This is a genomic window from Micromonospora sp. NPDC049240, assembly GCF_040647835.1.
Lineage (GTDB): Bacteria > Actinomycetota > Actinomycetes > Mycobacteriales > Micromonosporaceae > Micromonospora.
The window spans coordinates 1-12,287 of the sequence record NZ_JBEZCX010000040.1; the positions used below are offsets into that span (position 1 = coordinate 1).

Genomic DNA, 12,287 nt, shown 5'->3' on the forward strand with positions numbered 1-12,287 from the left:
ATGGGCATGAAGCTGGAGGCGGCCCGGCAGCTCACGTACGCCGCCGCCGGCAAGTCCGAGCGGGGCGACGCGGACCTGACCTACTTCGGCGCGGCGGCCAAGTGCTTCGCCTCGGACGCCGCCATGGAGATCACCACCGACGCGGTCCAGTTGCTCGGTGGCTACGGCTACACCCGCGACTACCCGCTCGAGCGGATGATGCGCGACGCCAAGATCACCCAGATCTACGAGGGCACCAACCAGGTGCAGCGCATCGTCATGGCCCGCCAGCTCCTCAAGGACTGACCGGCCACCGGCTCAGGCACAGAGGCCGTCGAGCACCATCGCGCTGAACTGGCGGGCCACCTCGTCGACGCTGAGCGGACCGCCGACGTTGAGCCACTGGTACGCCCAGGCGCACATGCCGACCAGGCCGAACGTGGCGATGCGTGGGTCCACGTCCGCGCGGAACACCCCACGGGCGACCCCGTCGGCGATCATCCCGGCGAAGGCCGCCTCCACCAGGCCACGCTTGCGGGTCACCTCGGCGAACATGTCGCCGGTGAGATAGCGCCGCTCCTGGTAGAAGATTGTCACGTGCGCCCGGTACTCGGCCACGCTGGTGAGGCTGAACCGGATCAGCTCGCGTACCCGGTCCCTCGGGTCGTCGCTGTCCACCTCGATCCGCTGGATCGCGGCCAGTTGGGCCTCCAGGTACTCCTCCTGAATGTGCCGGAGCAGGTCGTCCTTGCTGGTGAAATGGTGATAGAAAGCGCCTTTTGTGAGCTTGGCCTGGTCGGCAATCTCCTGCACCGAGGTGCGATCGAACCCCCGCTGCTCGATCAGCGTCAGCGCACTCGTGATCAACGACTTGCGGGTGTTCTCCGGGTCGTAGCCGTCCGGCCAGCGTTGCCGGCGCCGGGTCGGCTCCGTCCGCGATGTCGTACGCGCCATTGGTGGCCCCCTATCCCCTGTGCAGCCACACAATGCTACCGTCCGGTCGGAAGGAAGGAAGGGCAGCCACGCCGGTCGATCCGGGGCGGCCCCGCCCACCTTCGGGCACCTGCCGCACGCGACGCCCGGCGCCCTGAGGCGTGTCACATACGCCGGTCCGAGCCACTCGCTGATGATCGCGATGGTGAGGACGGCTTGGAAGCTGGCCTCCACGATCCTTGGGCTGTTGAACAGGCGCGGATGCGTCTGAGGCCGTGCGGTGCGTACAGTTCCGGGTCGGACGTGGGGTGGGCCGGGTAGATCCGGCGCAGGGAACGGGACGAGACAGCGACGCATGACGGCGGACAACATTACCGAAACCGGTCAAAACGGCATTGACCGCGGGCAGCTGGAGACCTGCCTGAGCGTCTTCGAGGCGTTGGCGGACCTGCCTCCCGATCACCCCGACGTGGTGCGGGTGCAACGGGCCACCGCGAAGCTCTACAAGGTGATCAAGCAGCGGCGACGCGAGGAACGGCGGGATGCCATCGCGGCGGCCGACCGCGCGGTGACGGCGGCCACCGCCACCGGCGCCCCGGGCCGGATCGACGACGAGACCCAGGGCATCCCGCTCGCCTCCCCCACCGTCGGCGCCACGGCCGGTTTCCTGCACAATCCGCGCGGCTGCTACGTCTGCAAGCAGCGCTACCGCGAGGTGGACGCCTTCTACCATCAGCTCTGCCCGCCCTGCGCCGCGCTCAACCGGGAGCGCCGGAACGCCCGCACCGACCTGACTGGCCGGCGCGCGCTGCTCACCGGCGGCCGAGCCAAGATCGGCATGTACATCGCGCTGCGGCTGCTGCGCGACGGCGCGCACACCACGGTAACCACGCGGTTCCCGCACGACGCGGTCCGCCGATTCGCCGCGATGCCGGACAGCGGGGACTGGCTGCACCGCCTGCGGATCGTCGGGATCGACCTGCGCGACCCCGCCCAGGTGATCGCCCTCGCTGACTCGGTCAGCGCCCAGGGACCACTCGACATCCTGATCAACAATGCGGCGCAGACCGTCCGCCGCACGCCCGGGGCATACGCGCAGCTCGTCGCCGCGGAGGCTGCCGCCCTGCCGGACGGCCCCCTGCCGGAGCTGATCACGTTCGCCAAACCTGCCGGCCAGGGCGACCCTGCGGGCCGTATCGCCCCGCCGCAGTCGGCCACGGTCACCCCGCAGGCGCTCACCGCGCTGGCGCTGACCAGCGGTTCCGCCTCGCCGGAACGGATCGCGGCAGCCACCGCCATCGACGCCGGCGGTCTGGTGCCGGACCTCGACCCGGTCAACAGCTGGGTGCAGCGGGTGGACGAGGTGGACCCGGTCGAGCTGCTCGAAGTGCAGCTGTGCAACGTGACCGCGCCGTTCGTGCTGGTCAGCCGACTTCGACCGGCGATGGCCGCAGCAACCGCCCGCCGGAAGTACGTGGTGAACGTGTCGGCGATGGAGGGCCAGTTCGCCCGCGGCTACAAGGGGCCGGGGCACCCGCACACCAACATGGCCAAGGCCGCGTTGAACATGCTCACCCGGACCAGCGCCCAGGAGATGCTGACCGACGGCATCCTCATGACCAGCGTCGACACCGGCTGGATCACCGACGAGCGGCCCCACCCGACGAAGATGCGGCTGGCGGACGCCGGCTTCCACGCCCCGCTGGACCTGGTCGACGGCGCGGCCCGGGTCTACGACCCGATCGTCCGCGGCGAACAGGGCGAAGACCTCTATGGCTGCTTCCTGAAGGACTACGCGCCCTGCGCCTGGTGATCAGTGCGCGCCCACGACCACCCAGGCCTGCCGGCGCCGGGGAAGGCAACCACGGCGTAGGCTCGGATCGGCTCAACTGCGAGACCGGCCGACTGACGGACAGTTGAAGCGTTCGACACGGACCGCGCGTCGCGCCACGCCTTCCACGGCGCCGACTGAGGGACGTCTCGTATCTCGGCGCTGGTGAGATGTGCGTCGCTGCTGCGGTGCGCGGGGCGCGCGTGGCGGGCCAGCCGGCGCGACGTGCCCCCTGGCCAACGTCGGGTGCAGAGCCGTACCGGTGTCGACGAGTGTCTCCGCGCAGCGGTCAAGATCCAGGTGGTAATAGCTGTCGCGGCCGTCGAAGCTGCTGCGGGTGGCCGTGACCAGTCCGCCGTGATGTATCAAGCAGATTTGATGAAGTGACATGGAGAAGGTGCTCAGGTGGACGACCCGACTGCCCGCCCCCGGATCGGTGCCCGCCGCCACCACGTCAGGCACCGCCAGACCCACTCCGCCGGCCCGTAACGGAACGACCGCAGCCACAGCCTGCTCCACACCGCCTGCACGACAAGGATGCCGACGGTCAGGCCCACGATCCGGGGGAGGTCGTCGGTGCCGTCGATCCCGAGCAGCGGTCCGGCGAGCAGGAACAGCACGGTGGCGCTCAGGTAGTTCGTCAGCGCCATCCGGCCCATCGGGGACAGCACCGCCGACAGCGCCGGCCCCACCGGGGTACGCAGCGCCAGCAGCAGCCCACAGCAGTAGGCCAGACCGGTGGCGATGCCGGCGAGCGGCGGCAGGAGGCTGACCCCGCCGCCGGGGCCGCCCACGACACTGACGAACGGCGGTTCGATCCCGCGTAGCGTGAGCGCGACCCATCCCGCGGCCAGCGCGGTGAACACGACGAACGCGACCGCCACCCGGCCGGTGCGGCGGTCGAGCGCGGCCGGCACGTCCAGCTTCGCCAGGGCGTAGCCGAGTGCGAGGAGCCCGGGGATCGGTCCGTAGCCGACCACGACCTGCGCGCCGACGAGCAGCAGCAGGACCGCCACTACCAGCGCGGCCCGCCCGCCGAGGTAGCTCAACGGGAGCAGGACGATCAGGCCCGCCAGGCGTACGCGGTCAGGGCCTCGCCGGGGTGGACGACGAAGTGCGCGATGCCGATGAACAGCAGCACCACCAATCGGCGGGCCAGCACCACCCGGGGCTGGGCGGTCCGGGTCGCGGCCCGGCGCAGGAAGATGCCGAAGCCGATGCCGAACAGGATCGAGAAGATCGGATAGAAGCGCTCGTAGAAGAACAGTTGGACGACCTCAGGCAGCCGCGACGACGTGCCGGCGGCCGCACCGCGGAACACGACCTGCTGGTAGATGTTGATGATCAGGATCCCGCAGAGCGCGAAGCCGCGCAGCGTGTCCAAGGCGCGGATGCGCGGGCCGGCGGTGGACACGTCCGCCGACGGCGGAGTCCGCGTCGGTGCCGAGTCCGGGGTCCAGGTCGGTTGCGTCACAGGTTGATTCGAGCGCAGCGGCGACCGGTCGCGTCAGCGGGAAAGGTCGCCGCCCCGACCGACCTTCGTCGTAGGACCACCGTCGATGGTCGGGACCGCGATCGCTTGCCGAGCCCTTTCCGGAGCGGGCGGCTACCCTACTGCCATGGGTCGTGACCGGGGCCTTGCCGTCGCCGCCGACGTGGCCTTGGCGGTCGTGGCGGCGGTGGCCGGCGGAGGTCTGGAACTGGCCGACCCGGACGTCGACACAAAACTGATCGCGGCGCCGACGGCCTGGTACGTGGTCGCCCAGGTTGCCGCCGCGGCGATGCTCCTCGTCCGTCGCCGGCACCCCTATCGTGCCGCGTCGGTCATCGCGGCGATCAGCCTGTTCGCGCCTGCCTGGGCCGCCGTCCTGGTGCCGGCCGCGGTGACCGCCCACGGCGGGGGCGGGCGCTGGCGGCAGTGGGCGACGATCGGCCTGCTCACCGCAGCGTTCCTGGTGGGAGCGCGGGCCTGGGCCATCGACGACCCCTTCACCGCACCGATCGTCATCGTCTTCGCGGCGTTACTGGGCATGTACCTGCGGGCCCGACGGAGCCTGCTGGCCGAGCTGACCGACCGGGCGGAGCGCGCGGAACGGGAACGGCTGCTGCTGGCCGAACAGGCTCGGGTCGACGAGCGGATCCGGCTGGCCGGTGAGATGCACGACGTGCTCTCCCACCGCCTCAACCTGATGGTGTTGCAGGCCGGCGCGCTACGGGTGAGCAGCACCGATCCGACCGTGCGGACGGCGGCCGAGGAACTGCGGGTGACCGGCTGCCAGGCGTTGGCGGAGCTGCGCGACCTGGTCCGTGTGCTGTGCGGCGAGGGCCGCTCGGCGGAGGCGGAGGCGGCGCCGGGCGGCGCGTCCGGGCTGGCGGACCTGGTCGAGGAGTCCCGTTCGGTGGGCCTGCCGGTGCGGCTGGTGGAGGAGGGCGACGGCGGTTCGGTCGTGGCGCCCGTACGCCGCACGCTCCGTCGGGTGGTGCAGGAATCCCTCACCAACGTGCACAAGCACTCCCCTGGTGCGGCCACCACCGTGTCGGTGCGATACGGCCGGCAGGAGGTCCGGGTGCGCGTGTCGAACGCCCGGCCGAACCGGCCGCCCGACGCCGACCTGGCGCTCGCCGGCGGCGGGAGTGGCCTGGCCGGGTTGCGTCACCGGGTGGAGGTGCTGGGTGGCACGATGACCACGGGCACCACGGCGGACGGTGGGTTCTGCGTGGGTGCCGTCCTTCCGGCAAGCGTGCCGACCGGGGCGCAGCGGTGATCCGAGTGCTGGTCGTCGACGACGAACGGATGGTCTGCGCCCACCTGCGGACCATCCTCACGTCCGCGCCGGATCTCATGGTCGTGGGCGAGGCGTACGACGGCGCCGACGGAGTGGAGGCCACCGTGCGGCTACGTCCCGACGTGGTGCTGATGGACCTGCGGATGCCCGGTGTCGACGGGATGCGGGCCATCGAACGGATCGGAGCATTGCCCACCCCGCCCCGGGTGCTCGCACTCACCACGTTCGACCTCGACGAGTACGTGCTGGGGGCGCTCCGGGCCGGCGCGACCGGGTTCCTGCTCAAGTCCACCCCGCCCGAGGACCTGCTCGACCTGGTCCGGGTGGCCGCGGCAGGTCACACGGTGCTGTCGCCGGCGGCGACCAGCCGCCTCGTCGCACACGGCGGGCGCGGACGGCAGGCGCGGGACCTGGTCGGCTCGCTCACCGACCGGGAGCTCGAGGTGCTGGAGGGCCTGGGTGCCGGGCGGTCCAACCAGGAGATCGCCCGCGGGCTGCATCTGTCCGAGGCCACCGTCAAGGGCTACGTCTCGCGGCTGTTGGTCAAGCTCCGCCGCGACAACCGCACCCAGGCGGCGCTGCTGGCCCGAGAGGCGGGTCTGGGCCCGCGCCGCTGAGACCGGACGACGCATCACTCCTCTTCGCCGCGATGACCGGCCGGCGGACAGCCGGTCAGGCGTGCACCGGGGAGCCGAAGATCAGGTCGAGGTGAGCATCCAGCGCCACCACCGCCTGCTCGCTGGTGTACTGCCCACCGAGGAGGTAGACGCCCAATCCTTCCATCAGCGCCAGCAGGCCGGCCGCGACATCGGCGGCGTTGCTGACCGGCAGCATGCTGGCGATGAACCCGGTCAGCTGCTCGGTGCCCTCGCGCAGTCCAATCGCGGCCTGTGGCCGCACCGCGGAGTAGGCGAGGAAGGCCAGTGCCACCCGTCCGTCGTCGCGGGTCCGCTCGTCGAGCGGTAGCAGGGCGACGATCGTCGTACGAAGGACCTGCCGAGCGGAGGGGTTCTCGCCCAGGCGGGCCATCGCCTCGGTCACCCGGACCTGGCTGCGCTCGCGGACCACCGCCAGGGCGAACGTCATCATCTCGTCCTTGGTGCGGAAGTAGTGCTGGACCATCCCGGCGGACACGCCCGCCTGCGCCGCGACGTGACGGAGGCTCACGGCCTCCAGGCCCCGCTCGGCAGCGACTCGCATCAACGCGTCAGCGATCAGGGTGCGCCGCTGACGGTGGTCGACCTTCTTGGGCATGGCCTCGATCGTTTCACAAAGGGTTACTCGGGCAGCCCGCCCGGGCGGTCACCGGGTGACGCCTCCGGTCGCGGGCGTGCCTCGTGCGCTGCGCAGAAGCCCGTCGGGGTCGTCGGCGTACAGCCGCAACTCGTCCATCGGCTCGGACCGACCCTTGGGCAGGTCGAATACCGTCGGTTGGCGCAGCAGGACGTCGATGCTCGTCTGGCTGCCGACGGAAATGTTCAGCACGCGGCGGTCCCCTTCCTGCTCCACCTGGACCGACCTGCTGGAGGGCAGCGAGCGGTGACGTTTGCGCAGGGCCTCGACATCCGTCCACGGGATCCAGATGTCGATGCTCGAATTCAGCCGGACCCGAAGGCCCCTGTCACCGACGACGTGTGGGTTGATCCGCATGCTCGCGTAGAGGCCGATCATCCAGAGCAGGCCCCAGATCCCGAGGGCGAGCACTATCCAGCGGGCTGGCTTCCAGGGCACCACGTTGGCGACGATCAAGTCGAAGATCGGGATTTCCACGGCCGACAGGCAGATGAAGATGCCCAGGATCGGCTTCACCACGCCCAGGTAGCCGAACGGCTCGTCGCCCGGCACCAGCGCCGGCGGCCGGCGCCGTACCCACACGTACAGGCTGCGCCACATCGCGGCTTCCATCGCGGCCACCCGCCGCAGCGTGCCCGCCGTGCCCCCGGCAGCGGCCTTCATGTCAGTCATGGTCGTCCTCGCGGTAGTGGTGCGGCATTCAGTGAACGGTGACGGTCCCCGCGGCCCCGTCGACGGTGACGAGCTGACCGCTCGAGATCGTTCGGGTGGCGTCGGGCACGCAGATGACGGCGGGGATGCCGTACTCCCTGGCGACCGTCGGACCGTGGGCCATGATCGCGCCGGTCTCGGTGACCAGCGCCGCCGCGGTGAGGAACAGCGGCGTCCAACCGGGGTCGGTGGTCGCGGCGACCAGGACTTCACCGGGCTCGACGTGGGCGGTGCCCGGATCGTGTACGACCCGGGCGGGGCCGGTCGCGCGGCCCGCGGACGCGCCGACGCCGATCCGGGCGCCGTCGAGAACGGGTGCCGCCGGAAGTACGGTCTCGAGGTCGGTGCCGTCGGAGAGCAGCGCCACCGGCACCGCCCGACGACGCAGTTCCCTGCGGCGCACCGCCCTGCGGGAGGCGACCGTCGGCCGGTGATCGATGCTCCCGTGCACCGCGCCGGGCAACTCGTCGAGCGTCAGGAACATGACGTCGTCGGGCTGCTCCAGCAGGTCCACCATGTTGGCGGCGGTCTCGGACAGCGGGATCACGTGCATGCGGGCCTCACTCCTCGATGCAATGCGACTGCATTGTCGACCGTACCCGGTTCACAATGCGATCGCAATGTAACCAGGTGGCGCCAGGGTCATTCCGTATCCTGGCGAGAGACGCGGCACTGGTGCGGTGGTGCATGAGGCGGTGGGCTCGCCCGGGCCGCCGCCTTCGCTGAGCGCGACGGCCAGTGTGCCGCGTGCGCCGGCCCCGCCTCATGAGGTGTGTGACGCTGCCGAGGAGGCGCTACCGAGGGCCGTGCGGATCTCGCGGGCTTCGGGCATCTGCAGGTCGGTGAACAGGATCAGGGCCTGCTCGATGTGCTCCCGAGCGGGGACCGTGTCGCCGAGCGCCTGGTTGGCCCGGCCGAGGCCCAGGTGTGCTCGAGCACGCTGGGCGCGGTCGCCTGTGTCCATCGTGATGGCGAGGGCGACGCTGTGGTGACGCAGTGCGGCCCGGACATCCTCGACGGCGAGCGCGGCCTCCCCGAGGCCGTTGAGCACGCATGCCTCACCGCGGCGATCGCCCTCGGCGCGAAACGCTTCGAGCGCCCGTCGATAGTGCGAGGTGCCCTTTTCGTATTCGCCGAGGTAGTACAGTGCCCACCCCGTACCGGTGCGGTCGCTGAGCCGTTGGTAAGACTCCAGGGCCTGCTTGAGGTGCGAGACTGCCCGCTCGATCTGCCCGGCGCGGCCTTCCACCTCGCCGAGGGTGCTCAACGCCCACGCCTCACCGATGCGGTCGCCGATCTCGCGATACAGACTCAAAGCCCGTCTGACGTGCGTCACGGCCGAGGCACCACGGCCGGTCGTGCTCTCGACCGTGCCGAGCGAGGTCAACGCGTGCGCTGTGCCCGGCCGATGCCCTGCCTGCTCGAAGAGGGCGAGCGCCCGGGTGTAGTGCCGGACAGCCGGCAGGTTGCGGCCCTGGAGTGCCTTGATGGCACCGAGGTTCACCAACACCCGAGCCTCACCGGCCGGGTCGGCGAGATGCCGGTACCCCCGCAGAGCCCGCATCAGCGCCCTGCTGGCCGCGGGGGCGTCACCGCGCTGGAAGTGGGTGACACCGAGGTTGGTCAGTGCACCGGCGACCGCGGCGCGGTCGCCGGTGCGGTGGGTAGCACGATGCGCCTGCCCGTGCACGATCAGGGCGTCTTCGAGATATCCACCGGCCAGATACTGAAACAGGGTGGACGCCAGCCGGCTGCTGTGGGCCGGCCAGCCGTGGGCGGCGGCGTGGCGGCAGACGGCGACGAGGTTGGGGCGCTCGGCGTCGAGCCAGGCGCGGGCGCGGTCCGGATCGGCGAGGTCCGGCATCGGCGTGCCCGGCGGGTCGACGGCCGGCCGGCGGTACTTCTCGGCCGGGCTCAGGATGTCCATCGCAGCCGCGGCCACTGCCAGGTAGAAATCGAAGAGGCGGGTCAGCGCGGCCCGCCGAGCGCCGGGCGGGTCCACGTCGCCGGCTCGCTCGGCGGCGTAGGCCCGGACGAGGTCGTGCATGGTGTACGCGCCGCGAACGCCCGGCTCGAGCAGATGGTCGCGGGCGAGCAGTTGCAGGCGCGCCTGCGCGGCGCCCAGATCGCTGCTGGTCAGCGCGGCACCGGCGTAGGCGTCGACGTCCTGCCCCGGGTGCAGTGCCGCGAACCGCAGCAGCCGACGCGCATCCGCCGGCAGACGTTCGTAGGACACGTCGAGGGCAAGCGCCACGGCGAGGTCCGGGCGCCGGTGGTGGCGGTGCTCGTCGAGCCGGTCCGCGTGGTCCGTCAGCGTCCAGCCCGACGTCTCGCGGAGCTGGGCACCGACTAGACCGAGGGCGAGGGGCAGGTGCCCGCAGCGCCGAGCGATCCGGGCTGCGGCGTCGGGGTCCGGACCGACGGCGACCCGCGGCGCGGCGCCGGTGAGCAACGCGATCGACTCGTCCTCGCTCAACACCTCAAGATCCAGCTCCAGACTCGGCCGCAGCGCGGTGAGGCGGCTGCGGCTGGTGATCAACACCGGGCAGCCCGGGGTCGCCGGCAGCAGCGGGACGACCTGGTCGTCGTCGGCGGCGTTGTCCAGCAGCACCAGCGTCCGGGTGCCGGCCAGCAGGCGCCGATAGGCGTCGGCACGCGCGCCGAGCCCGTGCGGTATCCGCTGGCTGGGCAGGCCGAGCAGCCGCAGGAAGCCGTCGAGCACGGCGGCTGGATCGGCTGGCGGCTGCGCCGACTCGGGATGAAAACCACGCAGGTTGACCGACAGCACCCGCTCGACGCCGCCCTTTTTGACCAGTCGGTGCCCAGCCCGCAGGGCGAGCTGGGTCTTGCCGATGCCGGCCATCCCGGCGATCGTGCAGATCCCCGCGGCGCCGTCGCCGGCCGCGCCACGGCGGAGGGCCTGCCCGATCCAGCGCAGCTCGGCGGTGCGGCCGACGAACCCGGGCTGCTGTGGTGGCAGCTCGCCCTGGACCCGCACCTGCGCACCGGCCTGCCCTGCTTCGGCGAGGACCTGCAGCGCCTGCCGCCACTGGGTTACGTAGCCCGCGTCTGGATGCATCGCCTCCACCACAGCGGTCACAAGGTCAGCGTTCAGCCGCCGACGGCCCGGGCGGAAGCAATCCACGACGGTTGTGCGCCCGGCCCACTCGCTTGTCGGGCGCCCCTGCGCCTTCCACGCCGCGTTGACACGAGCGGTGATCGTCTCGTAGGACGGGTTACCAGACCGCACCTTGAGCGACCGCAGCCGCTGGATCAGCTCGTCGAGCGAGGCGGCACCACCCGGGTCGGGCGGGTCGGGGAGTACAGCCACAGTCAGAACAGTAAACCCGTCGATGTCCAACGGTCGGGATCGGTCGGATTTTCCCCAGCCGCGTGAGCGCTCGGCAAATCTGAAGGCAGGCCGAAACCGGACTACAGAAGGACACATGATGACTCCACGTACCGCACAGCGACTCAAGACCACCGGCCGGGGCTGCCTTTGGGTTGCCGCAGCGACCGGCCTGATGCTGGGCGCCGCGGTGCCGCCCGCGCACGCGTCGGCGGGCTCCATCCCACCCAGTTGCCGCATCGCCCACGCGCTCTATGTGCAGCCGGTCGCCACCGTCGTCGCCGAGGTTGCCACTCCGGAGGATGCCTCCTGCGGCGTCGGCTCGGTCTCGCTCAACGTGTGGCGCAACGGGGTGCTGGTGGCCGCCATCTCCGGCGGCCCCACGCTCGTCTACACGTACCACTGCGTGACCACTGCGCCCACCGAGTGGCGGACCAACTTCGACTCGGCGCGAATCTTCAATTGTGGATAGGCGTTCGGGCCGGCAACGACAGCGTTACCGTTGCCGGCCCGGCCTCGCTCGATGCGTGCGGGAAGGGCTGTCGTGGGCGCGCCCTGCCGCAGCCCTGGGCGGGGACGGCTACGTGACGCGGTAGGCGGTGTAGCGCACCAGGTAGGCCTCGCGGATCGCCGACGCCACGAAGACGGACCGCTCCAGGACGGTGAGCGCGGGCACCGACGTCTCCAGTCGTACGCCCAGGAGGAAGTAGTACTCGGACGGGTCGACGGCGTCGCCGCGCAGCAACGCCTGAAGAACCTCCGCGCGGCCGCTGCGGACGCCGAACGTACGCAGGTAGACGTGACCGTCGTCGGCGGTACGCGCCGAGTCGCGCGTGTCGATCTCGATCGCGCCGTCAGGGCGGACCACCTTCCAGTCGGCGCCGCCGGGCAGGATGTCGGCCTCGAAGAGACCGATGACCCGGCCGCCGACAACAGGCACCACGCGACGGTGGCCGGCACGGGTCACCCCGTGGTCCTCCAGCGCGCCCAGCCGCACCTCCACCTCGAACGCGGCCTCCAGGCCAGGAATCGGCGGGGCGGTCACGGCGTCCCGACCGGCGGCTCGGCGCGTACTCCTGGAGTGTCCTTGGCGTGCGCGAGGGCGTCGCGGAGGCGTTCCAGCGCGGGCACCGCGGCGGCGAGGGCCGCGCGGTCCGCCGCCGGCAGGGTCTCCGCGGCGCGGGCGATCAGGTCTCCGCTCGCGAGGTCGAAGCGGTCGAACAGGTCGAGGGCCTTCGCGGTGGCGAGGACGTCGACGTGGCGGTGGTTGCCAGGGCGGGGGCGACGCTCGACGAGACCGTTGCCGCCCGCCGCTGATCCTGGGTCGACGGTCCACCGGGGTGATCTCGGCGTTCACCGGCCCGTACACGCTCTTCCAGGCCCTCGTGTCGGGCCTGGCGCCGGC

Annotated in this window: 14 protein-coding genes; 6 read left to right on the forward strand and 8 right to left on the reverse strand. The window is 71.4% G+C overall.

Annotated features, from left to right (window positions below; genetic code table 11):
* Positions 1–285, forward strand: a 285-nt coding sequence (locus AB0B02_RS31670) for an acyl-CoA dehydrogenase family protein (RefSeq protein WP_357306731.1), incomplete at its 5' end; no start/stop codon positions are given.
* Between the two features lie 12 nt (positions 286–297).
* Here the strand turns inward: AB0B02_RS31670 and AB0B02_RS31675 are convergent.
* The gene (locus tag AB0B02_RS31675) at positions 298–933 is read right to left on the reverse strand and encodes a TetR/AcrR family transcriptional regulator (protein WP_281940013.1); all 636 of its coding nucleotides are present in this window, start codon (positions 931–933) and stop codon (positions 298–300) included.
* A gap of 334 nt (positions 934–1,267) precedes the next feature.
* Here AB0B02_RS31675 and AB0B02_RS31680 point away from each other — a divergent pair, with 334 nt between their 5' ends.
* Entirely contained in the window at positions 1,268–2,725 is a 1,458-nt protein-coding gene (locus AB0B02_RS31680; RefSeq protein ID WP_281940011.1) for an SDR family oxidoreductase, read from the forward strand.
* A 419-nt stretch (positions 2,726–3,144) separates the two neighbouring features.
* Here the strand turns inward: AB0B02_RS31680 and AB0B02_RS31685 are convergent, their stop codons facing one another.
* Entirely contained in the window at positions 3,145–3,792 is a 648-nt protein-coding gene (locus AB0B02_RS31685) for a DUF418 domain-containing protein (protein ID WP_357306737.1), read from the reverse strand.
* A 14-nt stretch (positions 3,793–3,806) separates the two neighbouring features.
* Positions 3,807–4,217 (reverse strand): hypothetical protein, encoded by a 411-nt coding sequence (locus tag AB0B02_RS31690; RefSeq protein WP_357306742.1) that lies wholly within the window; start codon positions 4,215–4,217, stop codon positions 3,807–3,809.
* A 145-nt stretch (positions 4,218–4,362) separates the two neighbouring features.
* Between AB0B02_RS31690 and AB0B02_RS31695 the strand changes: the two genes are divergently transcribed.
* Positions 4,363–5,508, forward strand: a complete 1,146-nt coding sequence (locus tag AB0B02_RS31695) for a histidine kinase (RefSeq protein WP_281940008.1) — start codon at positions 4,363–4,365, stop codon at positions 5,506–5,508.
* The gene (locus AB0B02_RS31700; RefSeq protein WP_281940005.1) at positions 5,505–6,146 is read left to right on the forward strand and encodes a response regulator transcription factor; all 642 of its coding nucleotides are present in this window, start codon (positions 5,505–5,507) and stop codon (positions 6,144–6,146) included. The genes AB0B02_RS31695 and AB0B02_RS31700 overlap by 4 nt, the downstream gene beginning before the upstream one ends.
* Positions 6,147–6,201: 55 nt before the next feature.
* On the opposite strand, the gene AB0B02_RS31705 is transcribed toward AB0B02_RS31700, so the two are convergent.
* From AB0B02_RS31705 to AB0B02_RS31720, 4 genes are all read right to left on the reverse strand, one after another.
* A complete protein-coding gene (locus tag AB0B02_RS31705) occupies positions 6,202–6,783 on the reverse strand; it encodes a TetR family transcriptional regulator C-terminal domain-containing protein (protein WP_281940003.1) in 582 nt (193 codons plus the stop codon).
* 48 nt (positions 6,784–6,831) lie between these two features.
* Positions 6,832–7,494 carry a hypothetical protein gene (locus AB0B02_RS31710; protein ID WP_281940002.1) on the reverse strand — a complete coding sequence of 221 codons (663 nt, stop codon included), beginning with the start codon at positions 7,492–7,494 and terminating at the stop codon, positions 6,832–6,834.
* A gap of 28 nt (positions 7,495–7,522) precedes the next feature.
* Positions 7,523–8,086 (reverse strand): PEP-utilizing enzyme, encoded by a 564-nt coding sequence (locus AB0B02_RS31715; protein WP_281940000.1) that lies wholly within the window; start codon positions 8,084–8,086, stop codon positions 7,523–7,525.
* Between the two features lie 210 nt (positions 8,087–8,296).
* A complete protein-coding gene (locus tag AB0B02_RS31720; RefSeq protein WP_281939999.1) occupies positions 8,297–10,864 on the reverse strand; it encodes a tetratricopeptide repeat protein in 2,568 nt (855 codons plus the stop codon).
* 118 nt (positions 10,865–10,982) lie between these two features.
* Here AB0B02_RS31720 and AB0B02_RS31725 point away from each other — a divergent pair, with 118 nt between their 5' ends.
* Entirely contained in the window at positions 10,983–11,354 is a 372-nt protein-coding gene (locus AB0B02_RS31725) for a hypothetical protein (RefSeq protein ID WP_281939997.1), read from the forward strand.
* A gap of 108 nt (positions 11,355–11,462) precedes the next feature.
* Here AB0B02_RS31725 and AB0B02_RS31730 read toward each other — a convergent pair whose 3' ends face one another.
* Positions 11,463–11,927 (reverse strand): DUF3237 family protein, encoded by a 465-nt coding sequence (locus tag AB0B02_RS31730; RefSeq protein ID WP_281939995.1) that lies wholly within the window; start codon positions 11,925–11,927, stop codon positions 11,463–11,465.
* 47 nt (positions 11,928–11,974) lie between these two features.
* Here AB0B02_RS31730 and AB0B02_RS31735 point away from each other — a divergent pair, with 47 nt between their 5' ends.
* A complete protein-coding gene (locus tag AB0B02_RS31735; RefSeq protein WP_281939993.1) occupies positions 11,975–12,199 on the forward strand; it encodes a hypothetical protein in 225 nt (74 codons plus the stop codon).
* Positions 12,200–12,287: the final 88 nt, after the last annotated feature.